Origin of the sequence: Microbacterium sp. NPDC076768, from assembly GCF_040687205.1 — a bacterium.
Lineage (GTDB): Bacteria > Actinomycetota > Actinomycetes > Actinomycetales > Microbacteriaceae > Microbacterium.
The window spans coordinates 982,283-1,003,233 of the sequence record NZ_JBFBMU010000002.1 but is presented as its reverse complement, the minus strand read 5'-3'; the positions used below and the strand labels follow the sequence as shown (position 1 = coordinate 1,003,233).

At 62.0% G+C, this 20,951-nt stretch carries 20 protein-coding genes and 1 tRNA gene; 14 read left to right on the top strand and 7 right to left on the bottom strand.

Features of this window, described 5'->3' with window-relative positions; translation table 11 throughout:
* Nucleotide 1 precedes the first annotated feature (1 nt).
* The 5 genes from AB0O87_RS11230 to leuA all read left to right on the top strand — a co-directional run bounded on the left by AB0O87_RS11230 (nt 2) and on the right by leuA (nt 5,558).
* Nucleotides 2-1,027 carry a PhoH family protein gene (locus AB0O87_RS11230; protein WP_363516231.1) on the top strand — a complete coding sequence of 342 codons (1,026 nt, stop codon included), beginning with the start codon at nt 2-4 and terminating at the stop codon, nt 1,025-1,027.
* The gene (gene ybeY, locus AB0O87_RS11225; RefSeq protein ID WP_363515580.1) at nt 1,024-1,482 is read left to right on the top strand and encodes an rRNA maturation RNase YbeY; all 459 of its coding nucleotides are present in this window, start codon (nt 1,024-1,026) and stop codon (nt 1,480-1,482) included. Before AB0O87_RS11230 ends, ybeY begins: the two co-directional genes overlap by 4 nt.
* Entirely contained in the window at nt 1,479-2,774 is a 1,296-nt protein-coding gene (locus tag AB0O87_RS11220; protein ID WP_363515577.1) for a hemolysin family protein, read from the top strand. The genes ybeY and AB0O87_RS11220 overlap by 4 nt, the downstream gene beginning before the upstream one ends.
* Nucleotides 2,767-3,660 (top strand): GTPase Era, encoded by an 894-nt coding sequence (gene era / locus AB0O87_RS11215; RefSeq protein WP_363515574.1) that lies wholly within the window; start codon nt 2,767-2,769, stop codon nt 3,658-3,660. The genes AB0O87_RS11220 and era overlap by 8 nt, the downstream gene beginning before the upstream one ends.
* A 143-nt stretch (nt 3,661-3,803) precedes the next feature.
* Nucleotides 3,804-5,558 carry a 2-isopropylmalate synthase gene (leuA, locus tag AB0O87_RS11210; RefSeq protein ID WP_363515571.1) on the top strand — a complete coding sequence of 585 codons (1,755 nt, stop codon included), beginning with the start codon at nt 3,804-3,806 and terminating at the stop codon, nt 5,556-5,558.
* A gap of 245 nt (nt 5,559-5,803) precedes the next feature.
* On the opposite strand, the gene AB0O87_RS11205 is transcribed toward leuA, so the two are convergent.
* Nucleotides 5,804-6,496 (bottom strand): TRIC cation channel family protein, encoded by a 693-nt coding sequence (locus tag AB0O87_RS11205; RefSeq protein WP_363515568.1) that lies wholly within the window; start codon nt 6,494-6,496, stop codon nt 5,804-5,806.
* Nucleotides 6,497-6,530: 34 nt separating this feature from the next.
* On the opposite strand from AB0O87_RS11205, the gene recO reads away from it, so the two are divergent.
* Together recO and AB0O87_RS11195 are read left to right on the top strand one after the other, a co-directional pair.
* Entirely contained in the window at nt 6,531-7,274 is a 744-nt protein-coding gene (recO, locus tag AB0O87_RS11200) for a DNA repair protein RecO (protein ID WP_363515565.1), read from the top strand.
* Entirely contained in the window at nt 7,271-8,074 is an 804-nt protein-coding gene (locus AB0O87_RS11195) for an isoprenyl transferase (protein WP_363515562.1), read from the top strand. The genes recO and AB0O87_RS11195 overlap by 4 nt, the downstream gene beginning before the upstream one ends.
* On the opposite strand, the gene AB0O87_RS11190 is transcribed toward AB0O87_RS11195, so the two are convergent.
* Nucleotides 8,014-8,625, bottom strand: coding sequence for an AAA family ATPase (locus AB0O87_RS11190; protein ID WP_363515559.1), 612 nt, complete (start codon nt 8,623-8,625; stop codon nt 8,014-8,016). The genes AB0O87_RS11195 and AB0O87_RS11190 overlap by 61 nt on opposite strands.
* A 68-nt stretch (nt 8,626-8,693) precedes the next feature.
* Between AB0O87_RS11190 and AB0O87_RS11185 the strand changes: the two genes are divergently transcribed.
* The gene (locus AB0O87_RS11185; RefSeq protein ID WP_363515556.1) at nt 8,694-9,380 is read left to right on the top strand and encodes a DsbA family oxidoreductase; all 687 of its coding nucleotides are present in this window, start codon (nt 8,694-8,696) and stop codon (nt 9,378-9,380) included.
* On the opposite strand, the gene AB0O87_RS11180 is transcribed toward AB0O87_RS11185, so the two are convergent.
* Complete coding sequence (locus AB0O87_RS11180; RefSeq protein WP_363515553.1) at nt 9,377-9,871, bottom strand: glutathione peroxidase; 495 nt, start codon at nt 9,869-9,871, stop codon at nt 9,377-9,379. The genes AB0O87_RS11185 and AB0O87_RS11180 overlap by 4 nt on opposite strands.
* 59 nt (nt 9,872-9,930) lie before the next feature.
* Between AB0O87_RS11180 and dusB the strand changes: the two genes are divergently transcribed.
* The 5 genes from dusB to AB0O87_RS11155 all read left to right on the top strand — a co-directional run bounded on the left by dusB (nt 9,931) and on the right by AB0O87_RS11155 (nt 15,305).
* Nucleotides 9,931-11,085: a tRNA dihydrouridine synthase DusB gene (gene dusB, locus AB0O87_RS11175; protein WP_363515550.1), complete on the top strand. Its 1,155-nt coding sequence runs from the start codon at nt 9,931-9,933 to the stop codon at nt 11,083-11,085.
* Nucleotides 11,075-12,460, top strand: a complete 1,386-nt coding sequence (locus AB0O87_RS11170) for a deoxyguanosinetriphosphate triphosphohydrolase (protein WP_363515547.1) — start codon at nt 11,075-11,077, stop codon at nt 12,458-12,460. Before dusB ends, AB0O87_RS11170 begins: the two co-directional genes overlap by 11 nt.
* On the top strand, nt 12,460-14,322 hold the full coding sequence (gene dnaG, locus AB0O87_RS11165; protein ID WP_363515544.1) for a DNA primase: 1,863 nt from the start codon (nt 12,460-12,462) through the stop codon (nt 14,320-14,322). Before AB0O87_RS11170 ends, dnaG begins: the two co-directional genes overlap by 1 nt.
* A gap of 36 nt (nt 14,323-14,358) precedes the next feature.
* Nucleotides 14,359-15,132, top strand: coding sequence for an ATP-binding cassette domain-containing protein (locus AB0O87_RS11160; protein WP_363515541.1), 774 nt, complete (start codon nt 14,359-14,361; stop codon nt 15,130-15,132).
* A gap of 97 nt (nt 15,133-15,229) precedes the next feature.
* Nucleotides 15,230-15,305, top strand: a tRNA-Asn gene (locus AB0O87_RS11155).
* A gap of 659 nt (nt 15,306-15,964) precedes the next feature.
* On the opposite strand, the gene def is transcribed toward AB0O87_RS11155, so the two are convergent.
* A complete protein-coding gene (gene def / locus AB0O87_RS11150) occupies nt 15,965-16,531 on the bottom strand; it encodes a peptide deformylase (RefSeq protein WP_363515538.1) in 567 nt (188 codons plus the stop codon).
* 61 nt (nt 16,532-16,592) lie between these two features.
* On the opposite strand from def, the gene AB0O87_RS11145 reads away from it, so the two are divergent.
* On the top strand, nt 16,593-17,612 hold the full coding sequence (locus AB0O87_RS11145; protein WP_363516228.1) for a DMT family transporter: 1,020 nt from the start codon (nt 16,593-16,595) through the stop codon (nt 17,610-17,612).
* 50 nt (nt 17,613-17,662) lie between these two features.
* Here the strand turns inward: AB0O87_RS11145 and pgl are convergent, their stop codons facing one another.
* Genes pgl through zwf form a run of 3 tightly spaced genes read right to left on the bottom strand, consistent with a single transcriptional unit; the run spans nt 17,663 to nt 20,930 of the window.
* A complete protein-coding gene (gene pgl, locus AB0O87_RS11140) occupies nt 17,663-18,442 on the bottom strand; it encodes a 6-phosphogluconolactonase (RefSeq protein WP_363515535.1) in 780 nt (259 codons plus the stop codon).
* A gap of 5 nt (nt 18,443-18,447) precedes the next feature.
* A complete protein-coding gene (locus tag AB0O87_RS11135; RefSeq protein WP_363515532.1) occupies nt 18,448-19,383 on the bottom strand; it encodes a glucose-6-phosphate dehydrogenase assembly protein OpcA in 936 nt (311 codons plus the stop codon).
* Nucleotides 19,380-20,930, bottom strand: a complete 1,551-nt coding sequence (gene zwf / locus AB0O87_RS11130) for a glucose-6-phosphate dehydrogenase (RefSeq protein WP_363515529.1) — start codon at nt 20,928-20,930, stop codon at nt 19,380-19,382. The genes AB0O87_RS11135 and zwf overlap by 4 nt, the downstream gene beginning before the upstream one ends.
* Between the last annotated feature and the right edge of the window lie 21 nt (nt 20,931-20,951).

Below are 20,951 nucleotides of genomic sequence, written 5' to 3'. Positions count from 1 at the left end.
GATGGTGCAGTTGCTTGGTCCGCAAGACCGCCTGCTTCGGATGCTCGAGAAAGAGCACCCACAGGTGCAGGTACTTGTGCGGGGAAACGAGATCACCCTGAGCGGTGATACCGCGCACGTCACAAAGGCGAGAGGCCTGGTCGATGAGCTGCTCACGATGACCAAAGCGGGTCACGACTTGGCTCCCAGCGACGTCTCGAGTTCGGCGCGCATGCTCCGCCAGGAAAATGGGCCCCGGCCGAGCGAGGTGTTGGGCGAAGCGATTCTCACCACGCGCGGCAAAGTGATTCGTCCAAAAACGCTCGGGCAGAAAGAGTATGTCGACGCCATCGACGAAAACACGGTTGTCTTCGGAATCGGCCCTGCCGGCACAGGAAAGACCTACCTGGCGATGGCCAAGGCTGTGCAAGCGTTGCAGCGCAAAGAGGTCGAGCGCATTATTCTCACCCGCCCGGCCGTTGAGGCGGGCGAGCGGCTCGGGTTCCTCCCCGGCACGCTCACAGACAAGATCGATCCGTACCTGCGCCCCCTCTACGACGCGCTGAACGAGATGATGGACCCGGAAATCGTGCCGCGCCTGATGGCCTCCGGCACAATCGAGGTCGCCCCCCTCGCCTATATGCGCGGACGCACGCTCAATGATTCCTTCGTTGTGCTCGACGAGGCGCAGAACACCACCCCAGAACAGATGAAGATGTTCCTCACCCGTCTCGGGTTCGGGACCCGGATGGTCGTTACCGGTGACATCACACAGGTCGACCTTCCGCAGGGATCCTCCGGTCTGCGTCTGGTGACCCGCGTGCTTGACGGCATGGACGACATCCATTTCGCGCGTCTCACAAGCGACGACGTCGTGCGGCACTCCCTGGTCGGACGCATCGTCGACGCGTACAGCGAATACGACGAGAAGCGCACCGCGCAGCGGTTCGAACGTGAACAGGCCGCCGAGTTCGCGAACAGGGCTGACCGTCGAGGGGCACAGCGCCCAGGACCACGTGACCGCAAGCCCAAGCGAGGAATCTCATGATCGAGATCAACAACGAATCTGCCATCGACGTCGACGAGACCGTGTTGCAGAGGTTGACGGACTTCAACCTCGCTCAGCTCCATGTCAGCCCAGATGCCGAGGTCGCCATCGTCCTGGTCGACGAAGGCGCCATGGAAGCCCTCCACGTGCAGTGGATGGATGAGCCTGGTCCCACAGACGTGCTCAGCTTTCCGATGGACGAGTTGCGCCCTGGAAGCGAAGACCGTCCGACTCCTCCGGGGTTGCTGGGGGACATCGTGCTGTGCCCGCAGGTAGCCGAAGCTCAGGCACAAGCCGCGCGGCACACCCTGATGGACGAGCTCATTCTGCTGACAACACACGGCTTGCTCCACCTTCTCGGGTTCGATCACGCCGAGCCAGACGAGGAGCGTGAGATGTTCGGCCTGCAGAAGGAGCTCATTCAGGGCTTCGCCGCGGTTGAACGACGGCGATGACCGCAACACTTCTGCTCATAGCGTCGGTTCTGCTCGTCGCCTTCGGTGGCCTGATGGCCGCGATCGACGCCGCATACGGGGTTGCTTCCCGCGGGAATCTCGCCGATATGGCTACGGAAGGCCGCAGGGCAAAAGCACTGAAACGCATTGCCGGTGACCTGGATGCGCACGTTAACGCAGTCGCGTTCATTCGTGTGCTCTCCGAGGTCACCGCAGCAGTGCTGGTAGCGGTCGCGTTCACGATCCTGATCGAAAACAACTGGTGGGCGATGCTCGCCGCCGCGCTGCTGATGACGGCGATCACCTTCGTGTTGGTGGGTGCCAGCCCTCGTTCTTTCGGTCGCCAGCATGCGGAGGGCATGATTCGCGGCACTGCCTCAATTGTGCGCGGTCTGCGCATAATTCTGGGGCCGCTCGCCCAGGGACTGGTACTGCTCGGCAACAAGGTCACCCCTGGCACCGGTCGCAGCTCATTCACGAGCGAAGACCAGCTGCTCAGCATGGTGGACGAAGCCGCCTCAAACGACCTCATCGAAGAAGACGACCGCGACCTTATTCACTCGGTGTTCGACTTCACCGACCAGTTCGTCCGCGCAGTGATGGTGCCACGCACCGATATGGTGACGATCGATGCCAGTGCGACCACCGACGAAGCCATGTCGATGTTCCTCAACCGGGGCGTCTCACGAGTGCCTGTCGTCGATGACGATGCCGATGATGTGGTTGGCGTGCTGTATCTCAAAGACCTGGTGCAGTTTGCCTACCGCGACGACAGCGCGTGGCGGGCCGCCTCGATCCGACCCATCGCGCGCCCAGCGACCTTCGTTCCTGAATCGATGCGCGCGGAGACTCTACTGCAACAGATGAAGCGCGATGCCGTGCATGTCTGCATGGTGATCGACGAGCACGGCGGAATCTCCGGTCTGGTGACGTTGGAAGACCTCATTGAAGAGCTCGTCGGCGAAATCGCAGATGAGTATGATCAGGTCTTCGCTGAGTTCGTCGACCTCGGTGACGGCAGATACCGCGTGAGTGCTCGTCTTTCGCTCGAAGATGTCGGTGACCTTTTTGGTCTGGAGTTGGAAGACGAAGACGTCGACTCGATTGGCGGACTGCTCGGCAAAGCGCTCGGTCAGGTTCCACAACCGGGCGCGACAGCAACAGTGGAAGGTCTCGTTCTTACAGGCGGGGCATCACGCGGACGCGGTCGCGGAATCGCGACGGTGTTTGTGGAACGTGCGGCAGGGGTCCCTGACGCTTCGCAGGATGAAGGAGATCGAAACGATGACTGACACTCGAAGCGGATTTGTGACTTTTGTTGGACGCCCCAACGTGGGAAAGTCCACCCTGACGAACGCTCTTGTGGGGGAGAAGATCGCCATCACGAGCGAGAAGCCGCAGACCACGCGGCGTGCCATTCGCGGCATCGTGAATCGCCCAGACGGTCAGCTCGTTATCGTTGACACCCCCGGAATTCACAAGCCGCGCACGCTTCTCGGCGAGCGACTCAACGACCTCGTAGAGCAAGTACTCGGTGACGTAGACGTGATCGGCTTCTGCGTGCCGGCGAATGAAAAAGTGGGTCCTGGCGATCGGCGTATCGCCGCTTCTCTCGACGGCTATCGGCGTGCGAAGAAGATCGCCATCGTCACGAAGACCGATGCTGCTGGCCGCGACGAGATCACCGCTCGGCTATTGGAGGTCGACGCGCTGCGAGAAGACTGGGATGCAGTGATTCCGCTTTCCGCTCTGACCCGCGATCAACTCGACGTGCTTTCCGACGAGATCCTGAAGCTGATGCCGAAGGGGCCTGCGCTGTACCCAGAGGGAATCACGACGGATGAGTCGGAAGAAGATCGCATTGCGGAGATGATTCGTGAAGCCGCCCTGGATGGCGTCCGCGACGAGCTCCCGCACTCGATCGCGGTCGTGATCGACGACATCGCGCCGCGCGAAGGTACCGACCTCACCGACGTGCACGCCTCGATTGTCGTCGAGCGCGACAGTCAAAAAGCGATCATCATCGGGCACAAAGGCAAGCGTCTCAGCGACGTGGGTGCCCGCGCCCGCACCGGCATTGAGGCGTTGCTTGGCACCCGCGTTTTTCTGGGCTTGCACGTGAAGGTCGCCAAGGAATGGCAGCGCGACCCCAAGCAGCTGGGTCGGCTCGGATTCTGACGAGCATCCCTGCTAGCATTGCCACATGCTTTTCGGTGGGCTGCTTCTTCTTAGTTGCCGCGACGAGTCCTAACAGCTAGGGCCTTCCTCGTCGCGGCGCTTGTGTTGGCCCGTTTATCTTGACGAAGAGAAGAAGCCCCATCATGCAGAACAATCAGCGCTCCTCCGCAATGCCGATTCATAAGTACCGGCCTTTCCACGAACAGATCACGGTCAATCTGCCTGACCGCACCTGGCCAGACGCACGCATCACCGAGGCGCCTCGCTGGTGCGCTGTCGATCTCCGCGATGGCAATCAAGCCCTGATCGACCCGATGTCGCCCGAGCGCAAGCGAGTGATGTTCGAACTGCTTGTCAGCATGGGATACAAAGAGATCGAAGTGGGCTTTCCGTCGGCAAGCCAGACAGACTTCGACTTCGTGCGTCAGCTCATCGAAGAGAACCTGATTCCAGACGATGTCACGATCCAAGTCCTCACCCAGGCGCGCGAGCACCTGATCGCTCGCACGTACGAATCGATCGCTGGCGCGAAGCAGGCCATCGTGCACCTGTACAACTCGACGAGCGTGTTGCAGCGCGAGGTCGTGTTCCGCACCGACAAGCAGGGCATCATCGACATTGCTCTCGAAGGTGCGCGGCTGTGCCGCGAGTTTGAGAAGAACATCCCTGACACGAAGGTTTACTACGAGTACTCGCCGGAGAGCTACACCGGCACCGAGCTGGAGTTCGCGCTCGACATCTGCAACCAGGTGATCGAGGTTCTTGAGCCCACGCCAGACCGCAAGGTCATCATCAACCTGCCGGCGACTGTCGAAATGGCCTCTCCCAACATCTACGCCGATTCCATCGAGTGGATGAGTCGCAACCTGAATCACCGCGAGAACATCATCCTGTCGCTGCACCCGCACAACGACCGTGGCACGGCGATCGCCGCTGCGGAGCTGGGATACATGGCCGGCGCAGACCGCATCGAAGGGTGCCTGTTCGGTAACGGCGAGCGCACAGGCAACGTCGACATCGTGGCGCTGGGCATCAACCTGTTCACCCAGGGGATCGACCCGCAGATCGACTTCAGCGACATTGATCAGGTCAAGCGAACGGTTGAATACTGCAACCAGCTGCCTGTTCCTGAGCGCAGCCCGTGGGCAGGTGACCTCGTGTTCACCGCATTCAGTGGCTCGCACCAGGACGCCATCAAGAAAGGCTTCGAGGCGATGGCCGCCCGGGCAGAGGCCGAGGGCGTCACGGTCGACGACATCGAGTGGGCTGTTCCGTACCTGCCCATCGACCCCAAGGACCTCGGGCGTTCGTACGAGGCCGTCATCCGCGTGAACTCGCAGTCTGGCAAGGGTGGCGTCGCTTACCTGCTGAAGTCGGACCACGCGATCGACCTGCCGCGCAAGCTTCAGATCGAGTTCTCTGGCGTTGTGCAGACCAAGACAGATGCCGAAGGCGGCGAGGTCACGTCCGACCAGATCTGGTCGATCTTCAACGACGAGTACCTCCCAGCAGACGACTCCGACGCGAAGTGGGGACGTTTCGAGCTGCTCGGCACGCAGACACGGAGCGATATGTCTGGTGACGTTGTGCTTGATGTGGTGCTGCGCGATAACGACGAGCAGGTGTCGGTGTCTGGCACCGGCAATGGTCCCGTCGCCGCTTTCGTGGAGGTGCTGCGCGGTCAGGGCTTCGACATCACGGTGTACGACTACGTGGAGCATGCACTCAGTGCCGGCGGAGACGCTCAGGCCGCGGCCTACGTTGAGTTGCAGATCGGGGACCAGCGCCTCTGGGGCATCGGTATCGACGGCGACATCTCGACCGCATCGCTGAAGGCAATCGTGTCGGGGATCAACCGTTCCATTCGCACGCGCCAGCACGAGCTCGCCGCGGTCTAACCCCCGCTCAGCCGCCACGCTGGGTCGCTGAGCTTGTCGAAGCGTCGGCGGCCCCCATGCTGGGTCGCTGAGCTTGTCGAAGCGTCGCCGGGCCCTTCGACAAGCTCAGGGACCTAGCCCGGGCCCTTCGACAAGCTCAGGGACCTAGCCCGGTCCTTCGACAAGCTCAGGGACCTAGTCCGGCCCTTCGACAAGCTCAGGGACCCGGGGATCAGGGATCCGGGACCCGAGGGTGGGGAACGAGGTCAGTCGCGGGGCTTGACGATCCGGATGGCGCCGGTTTCGGCGGCGACCTTGCGGCGGTAGATGCGGCGTTGCTCCGGGAGGGAGACGTCGAACGTCACCGCGAGAATGCGGATGACGGTGGTCACCCCGATTCCGATAACGGCGGCGAGTGTGATGGGCATTCCCAGCGCCACGCCGGTGACGATAAAGGTACAGCCTGCGCCAGCAGCGACCGCGTACAGCGAGCCGACGTGCATGATGGCGGTGGGGAGTCCCATCAGCATGTCGCGCAGCACGCTACCTCCGACCGCAGCACACACGCCGATGAAGACTGCGGGAACAGATGGAATGCCCAGGGCAAGGGCCTTACTTGTCCCGAAAGCGCCGAACATTCCGATTACGACGGCGTCGAGCACGACGATCGCCGTGTTTACTCGCGAGAACAGTCCGGCAAGGAGCATCCCGAGCAACGCAGCGCCGCCCGCGGTGATCAGGTACCAGTTGCTCTGTAGCGTTGCGGGCGTCTGCCCGAGCAGGATGTCGCGGATCAAACCGCCGCCCATGCCGATCATGATGCCGATGATCGAGACGCCCAGCCAATCGAGGCGCCGCTGGCCTTGAAAACCCGAGGCGAACATTGCGCCCTGGACTCCGCCGAGGCCAACGCCGAGCAGGTCCGCCCACAGCGGAATGATGAAGAGCGGTTCGGTCACCCCTCTATTCTCCCGCACGGAGGATAATCGAGGAGTGCCCACTTACCGAGACGAAGCGGTGATCCTGCGCACCCACAAATTGGGTGAGGCGGATCGCATCGTAACGATGCTCTCGCGGGGGCATGGCAAGGTTCGGGCCGTGGCAAAAGGGGTGCGTCGCACTTCTTCGAAGTTCGGTGCCAGACTCGAGCCGTTCATGGTGGCCGACGTCCAGCTTTACCAAGGGCGTTCCCTCGACATCGTGCAGCAGGCGGAGTCTCTCGGCTCCTACGGCACGGACATCGCGGCACATTACGACCGATTCACGGCGGCGAACGCGATGGTCGAGACGGCCGACCGGTTGAGCGATTCTGAAGCCACCTCAGATCAGTACTTGCTGCTTGTGGGCGGCCTGCGCGCACTGTCGCGTGGTGAGCATGGTGCTCGCAGCATCCTTGACTCTTACCTGTTGCGCGTGATGTCGCTTTCCGGCTGGGCACCGTCTTTCGATGAGTGCGCTCGATGCGGTGTTCCTGGCCCGCATTCGCGTTTTGTGGCGCAACTCGGCGGGGTCGTGTGCACGAACTGCGCCCCTGCAGGTAGCCCTCGGGTGGCGGAGCAGACGTTGACGTTGCTTCGCTCGCTCGTGAGAGGGGATTGGGGGGTCATCGATGCCGCCGCCTCGTCTGACACCGCAGCCGCCTCTGGTCTCGTATCGGCATACGCACAATGGCATCTGGAGCGCGGCATTCGCTCGCTCGCCCATGTGTCTGACAGCTCTTCGGAAGGAGCACGGTGAGCCCGAAGCCGTACACCCACAAAGATGCAGTGCCGTATCGGCCACTGGATTGGACCGGGGTTTATCCACCCGCTTTTCGTGCTGTTCCCGAGCATGTCGCTGTCGTGATGGATGGCAATGGTCGGTGGGCTAACCGGCGCGGCCTCAACCGCATCGAAGGCCACAAAGCAGGCGAAGAGGTTCTGCTCGACGTCGTCGCCGGTGCCATCCAGGCCGGGGTGAAGCATCTCTCGGTTTATGCATTCTCGACGGAGAACTGGGCGCGTTCTCCGGAAGAAGTGCGCTTTCTCATGGGGTACAACCGCGATGTGTTGCATCGTCGTCGCGACCAGCTCAACGAATGGGGCGTGCGTATCCGCTGGGCCGGGCGAAAGCCCCGGCTGTGGGGCAGCGTCATCAAAGAGCTACAGCACGCCGAGCAGCTCACCCGCGGAAACGATGTCCTCACCCTCACGATGTGCGTCAATTATGGCGGCAGGGTCGAGCTCGTCGACGCGATGCGATCGATCGCTGCCGACGTTGCTGCCGGGCGCACCAAGCCTCACGCGATCAGCGAAAAGATGATCCGCCGCAACCTTTATGTACCGGACATGCCAGATGTCGACCTCTTTTTGCGAAGCTCCGGAGAGCAACGCACATCAAACTTCCTCCTCTGGCAAGCGGCGTACGCGGAGATGGTGTTCCTGGATACGCTGTGGCCGGAGTTCTCACGCGAAGAGCTATGGCGGGCGATCGAGATTTATCTCGCGCGCGATCGTCGTTTCGGCGGCGCGATCGACACACCGGAGGCTTCGGCCTGATCACGAAGCCACCGCTCTGTCTCGCGAGGGTGACGTAGCCGCACAATATTCAGTTGCGGGTACCGCACCTGAATATCCGGAAACCGTTCGTCCCACTTATGAAGCGTGGATCGTTGCCACGCGAGGATGTTCTGCTCAGGGTCGCGGTTCAGCATGTTCCACGGTCCCTTCTCTCGATTTCCGTTCCAGAGCTCACGCCGCAAGACGCCGCGGGCGAGCGTGCGTCTGATCAGGCGGCTGCGCACAACACGGTAGGGATAGTCGAGCCACAGCACGAGATCCGCACGCGGGGTGAGGATCGTGTCGGTGCCTTTGCTGGTGTACTGCCACTCCGTGATCCAGCGGTCTTCGGAAGCAAAGGCGCGCACGTCAGCTAAAAACTCGGGGCGCTGCGTCCAGTTCGCGCCGTGAAAGAGGGCGTCTATCTCCACATGCCGTATACCCCATATCTCGGACAGACGGCCCGACAGCGTTGTCTTTCCTGAGCCGGAAACCCCAGCCACCAACACACGCTGAGGCATCAATGACAATGGTTCATCGGCGCGGAGCATCCGAGAATCCTATCCAGGCGGCGGGGCGCTGCGGAATAGTACCGAGCCACAGCAAGTTAGAGATAGGTGTGACTGAACCTATCTCTATTGACATCTGGTCCGACATCGCCTGCCCGTGGTGCTACATCGGCAAGCGCAACCTAGAGAAGGGTCTTGAAGCCGTTGCCGGCGATGCAGACGCTCCGCAGGTCACGGTTACCTTCCACTCTTTCGAGCTTTCACCCGACACTCCCGTCGACTTCGACGGAGACGAGATCGACTTCTTGGCGGGGCATAAGGGCATGCCTCGAGAGCAAGTCGAAGAGATGCTTTCAAACGTGAGCGGCGTCGCGGCGAACGCGGGTCTCGAGTACCGCTTCGATCTGCTGAAGCACACCAATACCGTCAAGGCACACGAGTTGCTGCACTTCGCCAAGGCGGAGGGGCTCCAGCACGAGATGGAAGAGCGACTGATGTCTGCCTACTTCACCGAGGGGAAGCACGTCGGCCGTATCGACGACCTCGTCGCACTCGCCACAGAGGTGGGGCTTGACGCCGATCGCTCTCGTGCGGCGCTAGAGAGTGAGCAGTACCTTCCAGCCGTTCGTCAGGATCAGGCGCAGGCGCAGGCGTATGGCATCCAGGGTGTGCCGTTCTTCGTCGTCGACGGCCAGTACGGCATCAGCGGAGCCCAGCCACCAGCCGCGTTCGAGAACGTTTTGCGCGACCTTTGGTCAAAGCGCGGAGAAGCTGAGGCTGAGCCCGCGGTGAGCTAGCGGGTCAGTGCAGCCTCGATTGCACTGACAATCTCGGGGGCGTCCGGCTTCTGCTTCGGGCGGAAGCGCAGGACGTCTCCGTCCGGCAGCACGAGGAACTTCTCGAAGTTCCACTCCACGCGACCAGACTTTCCGTCGGCATCCGAGGCCTGCTTGAGCGCCTTGTAGAGGTCGGAGGCGTTCTTGCCGTCGACCTTGACCTTGTCATTCACCGGAAAGCTCACACCGTATGTGGTCGAGCAGAACTCCAAGATGTCGTCGACTGAACCCGGTTCCTGTCCGAAGAACTGGTTGCAGGGGAACCCCACAACGGTAAAGCCGCGGTCGCTGTAGAGACGCTGAAGTTCTTCCAACTGCTCGTACTGCGGAGTCAGCCCACACTTCGAGGCAACATTGACAACCAGCACCACGTCGGCGCCGAGATCGTCGAGTGTTTTCTCCTCACCCTTGGCGTCGGTGAACGGGATGGAACGCAGCGCAGAATCGGTCATATTCACAGCTTAAATCGCCGCATCCTTCCTGGCTCCGCGTCTGGGAGAATAGAGAAGAAATGACTGTCGCTACTGCACCTGTTCGCCCCCTCCGCATCGGCCCGATCGAGCTCGACGTGCCTGTCGTTCTCGCGCCCATGGCTGGCATTACCAACACCGCGTTCCGCCGCCTCTGCCGCGAGTACGGCGCTGGTCTCTATGTGAGCGAGATGATCACATCGCGCGCACTCGTTGAACGCAACGAGACCACGATGCGGCTGATCCGTCACCACGAGTCTGAGACGCCCCGTTCGATTCAGCTGTACGGCGTTGATCCCAAGACGATCGCTGAGGCCGTGCGCATCATCGTCGCCGAAGACCATGCCGACCATATCGACCTCAATTTCGGTTGCCCTGTGCCCAAAGTCACACGCCGAGGTGGGGGAGCGGCCCTCCCTTGGAAGTCGAAGCTTTTCGCCGACATCGTCGACCAAGCGGTGAAGGCCGCAGGCGACATTCCGCTCACTGTCAAAATGCGCAAGGGCATCGACCCCCACCACCTCACCTTTCTTGAAGCGGGGCGCGCGGCAGAAGACGCGGGTGCGGCGGCAGTCGCGCTGCATGCCAGAACGGCCAGCGAGTTTTACTCCGGTTTCGCCGACTGGAACGCGATTGGCGAGCTGAAGCAAGCGGTCACCAGCATCCCCGTGTTGGGTAATGGCGACATCTGGTCGGCAGATGATGCAGTGCGGATGATGGCGCAGACCGACTGCGATGGCGTCGTGGTTGGCCGTGGATGCCTCGGGCGACCGTGGCTTTTCGGAGAGCTCGCCGCAGCATTTGGTGCCGACTCTCAGCCCGTCGACGCGACGCTCGGCTTCGTTTCCGATGCATTCCGTCGGCATGCCGAGCTTCTTGTCGAGTTCTTTGAAGATGAAGATCGCGGATGCCGCGATGTGCGCAAACACGTCTCCTGGTACTTCAAGGGCTATCCCGTCGGAGGAGACATCCGCACGGGTCTGGCAACCTCCTCGAGCCTCGCGGAGATCGACGACTTTCTCGGCAAGCTCGATCGCACAGCGCCGTACCCCGGCGCTGATGCCGAGGGACAGCGTGGCCGCTCCGGACACGCGAAGCGCCCGGCACTGCCAGACAAGTGGCTGGAGTCGCGGGAGCTTGCCCCAACTGCCTCGGAGATGATGCGTGGAGCGGAGATCGAGAACAGTGGCGGTTGACTCTTCTTCCGGCCTTCGCGCCGACGGTTATGACGCACGCGATGCCGAGCGGTTTTTCGCGGAGACCCACCGATCGGAGCGCAATGACTTTGCGCGTGATCGCGCGCGTGTGTTGCATTCGGCAGGGTTGCGGCGGCTCGCCGCGAAAACCCAGGTGCTGAGCCCGGCCAGCACCGCTGACTTCGCTCGAAATCGTCTGACGCACTCGCTTGAGGTCGCTCAAGTGGGGCGCGAGCTTGCGGTTGCCCTCGGCGTCTCGGCTGACGTCGTCGATACTGCTTGTCTCAGTCACGACCTCGGACATCCACCGTTTGGGCACAACGGCGAGCGCGCGCTCAACGAGTGGGCCGAGCCCATCGGCGGCTTCGAGGGCAATGCGCAGTCGCTGCGTATTCTTTCCAGGCTGGAAGCCAAAGTCCTCGATGATGATGACCGCTCCGTTGGCCTCAACCTCACGCGCGCGAGCCTTGACGCGACCTGCAAGTATCCGTGGACGGTGAACAGCCCGATTCCTGACCCCGGTGGGCGCCTCAAGTTCGGCGTATACCCCGAGGATGAAGATGTGTTCCGCTGGATGCGCGAGGGCGCACCTGGCAGGCTCCGGTGCATCGAAGCAGAGATCATGGACCTCTCCGACGACATCGCCTACTCGGTGCACGATTTCGAAGATGCGATCGTCAACGGCTACGTCGATATCGCGCAGCTCGCAGACCCACGCGCGCACGAGGCTCTTCTCTCGCGGATTCAGCAATGGGTTGGCTACGACTTCACGCGGGATGAGCTCGCTGACGCCCTGTACCGTCTCTCTTCGCAGCCGATGTGGATCGGATCTTTCGATCGCTCTCGTCAGTCGCTTGCGCGACTCAAAAACTTGACAAGCGACCTGATCGGACGCTTCGCACGCGCAGCCGTCGGAGCCACGAAAGAGGCATACGGAGCTACGGCGCTCGTGCGCTACAACGCGCACGTTGTTGTGCCACGCGTGATCGAGGTAGAAATCGCTGTCCTCAAAGGCATCATGGGGCAGGCGATCGTGACGATCGAGGCGCGCAAGGGTGTCTACAAGGAGCAACGGCGAGTCTTGAAGCGACTGGCGGATGCGCTTTGGTCAACTGATGCGCTGTGGTCGGCTGGTTCCGATGTGCTTGAGCCCGCGTTCGCCGCGGACTTCATCGCCGCCGAAACGGATGCGGAGCGGGCACGAGTTGTCGTTGATCAGATCGCGAGCCTGACTGATCAGAGCGCCATTGATTGGCACAACCGGCTGGTGGGAGAGATCGATCCCGCCGAGGTCGGGATCTGGACTCCCCGTCATCCTCGCCCAGGAGCGCGCCCGCACGCGGAGGGGCAGCCTGTCGCTGAAGGGGCACGCTAATGCCGCGAATTCTGCAGGCTGATGTCGATGAGGTTAAGGCGCGTACGAATATCGCCGACATTGTCGGTGAGCGCGTTGCGCTGAAGTCGGCGGGTGTCGGATCTCTCAAAGGGCTGTGCCCCTTCCACGACGAGAAGAGCCCGAGCTTTCACGTGCGCCAGCAGGTGGGGTACTACCACTGCTTCGGATGCGGAGAGTCGGGAGACGTGTATTCGTTCCTGCGGGAGATGGACCACGTCAGCTTCACAGAAGCCGTCGAACGGCTCGCCGGTCGTATTGGTTACACCCTGCACTACGAAGACGGGGGAGCGGCCCCGGAGACGAGTGGCCGTAGCCGGCTCTATGCAGCGAACACCGCGGCGGCAGAGTTCTTTCGCGCTCAGCTACTGACGCCAGACGCCGAAGCGGGACGGCGGTTTCTCGGGGAGCGCGGCTTTGATGCGGGTGCCGCCGCACACTTCGGTGTCGGCTTCGCTCCGCGTGGCTGGGACGGCATGCTCAAAGCGCTCACCGCACAGGGGTTCACCAGAGAAGAACTCAGCAACGCTGGCCTTGTCTCCACAGGGCAGCGGGGCGTCTACGACAGGTTCCGTGGGCGCCTGGTGTGGCCGATCCGCGATGTTTCTGGCCAGACGATCGGTTTCGGTGCCCGCAAGCTCTTCGATGATGACCAGGGGCCGAAGTACCTCAACACTCCAGAGACGCCTATCTACAAGAAGGCGCAGGTGCTCTACGGCCTCGATCTGGCCAAGCGAGACATCGCGCGAGGCGACCCGCGTCGAGTGGTTGTCGTGGAGGGATACACCGACGTGATGGCGTGCCACTTGGCCGGCCTGACGACGGCAGTCGCCACCTGTGGAACAGTGTTCGGCGGTGAACACATCAAAGTGCTGCGCCGAGTGATGGGCGACGACAACGCGTCAGGCGAAGTCGTCTTCACCTTTGACGGTGATGAGGCAGGACAAAAAGCAGCGCTTCGTGCATTCACCGAAGACGACCGCTTCAACGCACAGACGTTCGTGGCTGTCGCGCCCGACGGACTCGACCCGTGCGACATGCGCCTTCAGCGCGGAGACGCCGCTGTCCGAGGGCTGATGAATACCAAGCAGCCGATGTTCGAGTTTGCGATCGATCGCAAGTTGAGCGGATTCGATTTGTCCACGGTCGAAGGTCGGGTGGGGGCTCTGCGTGCCGCCGCTCCTATCGTGGCCGAGATTCGCGATCAGCTCCTCCGACCAGGCTACGAGCGGGTGCTGGCCCGCCGCCTCGGGATGGATCCCACTGAGGTTCGTAGCGAAGTCGAGCGCGCTTCACGGGGCGGATCGACCGCCCCATCACCGCAACAACGTCAACAGCCGCAGGTGGACTCGGCAACCGGTGCGCCGCTGGTGGTCGCGGTGACGCTCGCTGGTCTTCCTCGTAGTCGTGATGTCGCCGTCGAGCGAGATGCCTTGATGGGGGCTCTGCAATACGGCCACCAGATCGATCAAACTCTTCTGAATCGCGCGCTTGAGGCGCCATTCCGGACGCAAGAGCTCGATGCAGTGCGGGAGGCTATTGCTGCCGCGCATGACCGCACCAGGGCGGGGTGGGTGACGGAGGCGGTGAATGCGGTTCGTGAGCCGTATCGCTCGCTCGCCGGCGAGCTCTTGATGACACCTTTCCCAGCCCGCGACGAAGAACGTGCCGTTGCGACGGTCGCTGACCTCGCCCGCAGGCTCGTCTTGCGTCAACTCGAATTCGAGAAACAAGAGCTGCTTGGTGCTGTGCAGCGGGTGCCTGCAGATTCGGTGGGGGGACGCGCGCTACGTATGCGGCTTCGCGACATCGATGCAGAGCGTCAGCGCTTCACCGAGTCGTAACAGCGCCCTGCGCTCCGAAGAGGGCAGGATGGAAACATGTCCAGACGGTCCGAATCCACAAACGCGATCGAGTGCTCGGATCTGGTGATCGACCGGATCGGTCATGGCATGCCCACCAGGGCTGTCGATGGAGTGACGTTCGTGCTCGCTCCTGGCGATCTGATTTGCGTTGCCGGGCCGACCGGTTCCGGCAAATCGACGTTGGTTGCCGCGCTTGCCGGCTCCACTGACCCCTCCGTTAAAGTTGTCGGCGGCGTAGCGGAGGTGTGCGGCGTGAATGTGCGCCGACCGGGCCGCAAGCACCGCATCCTCACCTATCGCACCGGTTTTGTGCCACAGGGTGCTGGCGCTGATCTGCCCCCGCGTTTGACGGTCAACGAGGTGATCGCCGAGCCGATTCTCGTTCGTGAGCGCAAAGTAAACACCAAGGCACTCTCTATCCGCGTTGCGACGCTGCTCGACGAGTTGCACTTGCCGCTCGGTACAGCGGCGAAGTTCCCCTACGAACTCAGTGCGGGAATGCGTCAACGGGTAGCAATCGCGCGCTCGTTCATCTTGGAGCCCAAAGTGCTCATTGCTGATGAGGTGCTTGCCAACCTCGACCTCGAGGTGCGACCTGTGGTCTTTGACGCAATCACACGCCGGCGTAAAGAACAGTCGATGGCAGCGCTCCTCGTCACCAATGATGCTGCGTTCATTCGAGAGCTGAACGCAGAGACGCTGATGCTCCGCAATGGACACGTCGTTGCTCGCGGAGTGGGCAAGGACCTGCTCTGGGTACCCAATGCGGAGTCGGACTCGCGCCGCTAAATGCGACACGCCCGGCGTCCGCGAACGTGGCCCCGGTGTCACGCACAGCGTCTGGAGTTTGCTAAGCTTGTCGAGTTGCCCGCTGAGCGGTGCACATTCCTCGGTAGCTCAATTGGCAGAGCAGCCGGCTGTTAACCGGCAGGTTCTTGGTTCGAGTCCAAGCCGGGGAGCCAATGAAAGAAGCCCCCTCCACGGAGGGGGCTTCTTTCATTTTCTGAAGGATTCGCCCATATCTGCGCTGCATCCGTCAGGCTGGGACCACAGCCTCTATCTAGGAGGCTGATGATGGAAGCAGCCTACTTTTGCATTTGATGACGATCTTCTCCCACCCTCTGCCAGATCGATATGCGGCAACAGTTATGGATTCATTTCATGAGCCGTTCCGGGAGGCGGGGCCACGATAGACCTGCTCGACCTCCATGCTGAAGGTTTTGACCCACGCTTCACTCAGGCGGACTTCGATCACTTTCGCGGTGGTCCTCTCTCCGAAGACGTGGCAGAGATGCAGCAACAACCGCTCGCGCTCGGCTACGCCGCGTTCCCACGCTGCTGATTGGTACCGGCGGAGCAGATCAAGCCACGTACGATCGCTACGGGTACGACGAGGCGATGCGCACACAGCTCGACGTGGGTATTTTTTCCTACTGCGGTCTCAACGACGTCGAGTCGCATCTCATCTTGGACATCGAGGGCGATGAGAACGCCGCCAACCGGGTCCGGGGGAGTGAAAGGGCGCGAGAGATCGCTGAAGCGTTCCTTGCACCGGATCGCGTTCCTCGAGATGCGAAACGTGAGCACCTCGAAAGACGGCGACTGTCGGTTGCCTAGGCAACTATCCTTCGAGATCGTCGATGCCGGGGATCCAGCTCGCGCCTGGACGGTTCCACCCTCGCTTGCGTGCAATCTTCTGCGCCGTCTTCCAATCGCTGTCTGAAAGGCGATCGACGTAGAGGATGCCATCTAAGTGATCGAACTCGTGCTGCATGATGCGTGCGCGCCAGCCGTCGACGTCGATAGATACGGGCTGCCCGTCGAGATCGGTGGCTGTCACACGTACTCGCTCAGAGCGGCGCAACGGAAACCGCTCACCGGGGAATGACAGGCACCCTTCCGATTCGAGGTCAGGATCGGGGTCGCCCGGTTCGAGCGGCATCATCCACAGTTCAGGGTTGATGAGCACACCGCGCCACGGCTGATCTTCGTCATCGAGGTAGGTGTAGGTGTAGATGCGAAGAGATACGCCCACCTGAGGCGCGGCAAGACCCACGCCCGGCGCCGTATCCATCGTCTCGAACATGTCGGCGACCAGGGTGCGAATTTCGTCCGTGATCGTCTCGACGGGGGATGCAGGGGAGTGCAAGACAGGGTCGCCCATGATGCGAATTGGTAGTACAGCCACGTCACAACCCTAGCGCGCAGGGCTCTACAGGTAGGGTCTTAGTGTGAGCGCAGGCGTATTGATGAGTGGGGCAGCAGAAGTCGGCGATCAGCTCGTCGGAGCATTCCAAGACCCCGGAATCCTCCTGGGTATTCCGCTCGCACTTGCCGGTGCCGTCTTTATGTCGTTGGGTGCGCAGTACCAGCACCGCGGCGTTGAGAAAGTTGAGGTGCTCAGCGGCGCTGATGGGGCGTCTGGTCTCAGTCTCAACCAGATCAAGCGCCTGCTGACGCGACCCTCGTGGCTCATCGGCACACTTATGCTCGCTCTCGCCGTCGTGTGCCAGCTCGCGGCATTGGTACAGGCGCCGCTGATTGTGGTGCAACCGCTCGGGGCCATTGCGCTGGTGATCACGACATTGCTGAATGCGCGCGTGTCTGGCCACGCGCCCACCAAACAATCGATGACGGCCATCGCCTGCTGCGTCGGCGGTATCTTTCTGTTCGTGTTCTTCGCCGCGATTTACGCGACAGAGCAAGAGGTTACAGACCGTCAGCTTTTCGTGATTCTGGCGCTACTGCTGGTCGTCATCATCATCCTCGGTGGTGGCTGGCTCATCCTCCGTCGCCGGATGCGTGCCCTCTTCTACGTCATCGGCGCTGGCGTGCTCTACGGCTTCGTCGCGACCCTTGCAAAAGTGGTCATCAAGCGCATCGAAGCCGGCCAGTTCGAGTGGATCACCGCCGTGTGCGTGCTCGCGCTGATCGCCGCCGCTGCCGTCGGTGGGTACTTTGTACAGACCGCGTACAGCTCTGGCCCGCCCGACCTCGTCATCGCTGGTCTCACGGTGGTTGATCCGCTGGTTGCGGTGCTCATCGGCATGGTTATCCTCGGAGAAGCCGCGGCAGCTCCGCCTTGGGTGATGGTCATCTTCGCCATTGCCGGCGCGATCGCTGTCTGGGGAGTAGTGGGGCTTGCTCGGTACCACCCGCAGGTGATCAGCAATACGCAAGACTTGGGTATCGTCCGCGGCAGCTCCGGTACGTCATCCATGCCCAGCGACCCGCACACCGGAGACAAGCCAGACTCGTCCCCGCGCTGAAAGCATGGGTGACCTGCCGGGCTCCTAGGTGCCCAGTACGCCTGATCGAATCAGTACGCCTGATCGATCAGGTCGGGAGATACTTCGTCGGCTGCTGCTTCGTCGATAAAGAAGACCGTGCGCTTGCGCCCTTTAGCCCCCGCAGCAGGCACGCTGGTGTAGCTTGCGCCGGCCAGTGCCAGCCCGAGAGCCGACGCCTTATCCGCGCCCGTGAGGACGAGCCAAACACGCTTTGACGAGTTGAGAACCGGACGAGTGAGGGTGACACGCTCCGCTGGAGGCTTCGGCGAATTGCGCACGGGAAGCGCTGCGACATCGGTCACAGTGACCTCATCACGATCGGGGAAGAGCGAGGCGATGTGGCCATCGGGACCGACTCCGAGAAAACACACGGCGAACGAGGGCCATGGATGCTCATCGGTGCCAAAGCGCGCAAGTTCAGCCGCGTAGCTGGCTGCCGACTCCTCAAGCGTGACTCCGGCATCGGGGCCAGCGACTTCGTGCACGTTCTCTGCCGGCACCGGAATGTGGTTGAGAAGAGCCTCACGTGACTGCAACGAGTTGCGGTCAGCATCGTCTCGTGCCAAGAACCTTTCGTCACCCCACCAGAAATGTACGAGTGACCAGTCGATATCAGCCGCTTGCGCGTGCTCAGCTGTGGCGCGAAGCACTGCCGCACCCATCGAGCCGCCGGTGAGGGCGATATGCGCCAGCCGGCCGTTCCGAGTCCGCGCGCGCACGCGCGTAAGAAATCGATCAGCTACGCGGGTGGCGAGGATAGCGGGAGTGGCTTCGATAACCACACGCTTCTCGGCGGACGATGTCGTCATCGACGTCACTCTCCTGTCTCGGGCGGACCCAGCTTCTCCCAGCCCTCGGTGATCACTCGACCGTACAGGACGTCGGGATCGAGGCGGCGCAGCTCTTCTGCCAGGCACTCACGCAGTGTGCGACGCGGGAGGTGGAGGTCATGGTTCGGCTGGTTCGGCTGTGTGAGGATGGCGACGCCGGGGGAGGGGCGCTCCAGCAGGATGTCGCCAGATTCGCGGGTGAGTCGCACAGACTTGATGCCCTCTTGCCAGTGCTCCGGATCTTCGTACGACCACTTCACGGGAATCTCGAGCGCCATCTGCAGCCAAGCGGCGAGAAGAGCGGTCGATGGCGACGCCGATCCTCCTCGCACCTCAACAGCGGAGATCTCTTCATACGGCGGCTGGTCCAGCACTGCAGCAAGCTGTTCGCGCCAGTGCGTAAGACGCGTCCACGCCAGGTCGGTGTCTCCCGGTGCGTGTGAGGTGCCGAGGTCCGCGAGTCGCGCCAGAACGTCGGAAGCTGTCGCTGCATCGGTGATTCGACGCTGCGCTATCCGACCGAGCGGCGACTTCGCGGGTGACGCGGGAGCGGCCTCCGGCCACCAAGCGACCACCGGTGCGTCCGGCAACAACAGCCCGGTGATGAGGCTTTCTTCATTGCTGGCAGCATCGCCGAATGCATGCAAGACAACGACCTCACTAGCCCCGGCGTCACCACCCACGCGGATCTGCGCGTCGAGGCGTGAATCGCCGTCGCCCGTGGTGAGCACGATGACACGCATCGGGTGCTCGCGAGAGGCATCGTTTGCTGCATCGATGGCCGCTTCAGCTACGCCGTTGCGCGCTGAGATGACCAGCGTAAGAACACGACCGAGGGCGACAGCGCCGCCTTCCTCGCGCATCTTGACAAGTTGCTTAGCGACCTGGCTGACAGTTGTATCGGGAAGATCGATAATCACGGGCGTCTCCAGACTCGTCCGTCACGGGCTAGCAGGTCGTCGGCAGATGCCGGTCCCCACGAGCCGGGAGCGTACTGCTCTACAGGGCCACCTTCGGCCGCCCAATACTTCTCGACAGGGTCGAGAATCTTCCAAGAAAGTTCAACCTCTTCGTGCCGAGGGAACAGGGGCGGGTCGCCAAGCAAGACGTCGAGGATCAAGCGCTCGTAAGCCTCAGGGCTGGCCTCCGTGAACGCGTGACCGTACCCGAAGTCCATGGTGACGTCGCGCACGTTGGAACCGCTGCCTGGAACCTTGGAACCGAAACGGATCGTGACACCCTCATCCGGTTGCACCCGAATGACAAGAGCGTTCTGGCCAAGTTCAGATGCGTTACCGCGACCGAACAGGTGCTGCGGGGCGCGCTTAAACACCACGGCGATCTCTGTCACTCGGCGGCCGAGTCGCTTGCCTGTGCGGAGATAGAACGGGACGTCGGCCCAGCGGCGGGTGTCGATCTGCAGCTTGATGGCGGCATAGGTTTCTGTCGTCGATTCGGGGTTCATCCCCTCTTCTGCGAGGAAGCCAGTAACTTCTTCGCCGCCCTGCCAACCGCCGTCATACTGCCCGCGTGCGGTTGCCTGAGAAAGGTCCTCTGGCACATGCACAGCGGCGAGCACCTTCTCTTTCTCTGCCCGCAGGTCGGCAGCCGACAGGCTGATCGGTTCCTCCATCGCCGTCAGTGCCAGCAGCTGCAGAAGGTGGTTCTGAATAACATCGCGCGCTGCACCGATGCCGTCGTAGTACCCAGCCCGCCCGCCTACACCGATGTCTTCTGCCATCGTGATCTGCACGTGGTCGACGTAGTTGCGGTTCCAGATCGGCTCATACAGCTCGTTGGCAAAGCGCAGCGCCAGAATGTTCTGCACTGTCTCTTTGCCGAGGTAGTGGTCGATGCGGAAAATTGAATCGGCGGGGAAAGCTACTTCGAGTGCCGCATTGAGGTCGCGTGCGGACTCTAGGTCGTGACCGAAGGGCTTCTCGATGACCACCCGACGCCAATGCTCATCGTCGTCGCTGTCTTCGCCGACAAGTCCTGAGTCCTTCAGCTGCTTCGCGACAAGCGGGAAGTCCTTTGGCGGGATCGAAAGGTAGAACGCATGGTTGCCCATGGTTCCACGCTCGACGTCTAGCTGCTGGATGGTCTCGCGGAGCTTGACGAAGGAGTCCGGGTTATCGAACTCACCAGAGACAAAGCGAATTCCCTGCAGCAGCTGCTCCCACGTTTCTTCGCGGAACGGGGTGCGGGCATGCTGCTTGACCGCGTCGTACACGACCTGCGCAAAGTCTTGGTCCTCCCAGTCGCGTCGCGCAAACCCGACCAGAGCGAACCCTGGGGGAAGCAGACCACGGTTGGCGAGGTCGTAGACCGCTGGCATCAGCTTTTTGCGTGACAAGTCTCCGGTCACGCCGAAGATCACGAGGGCACTGGGGCCCGCAATCCGGTTGAGTCGGCGATCGTCGGGGTCACGCAGCGGGTTGTGCCCGCGCGAGATGGGAACAGACATCAGTGAGGGACTCTCCTACGG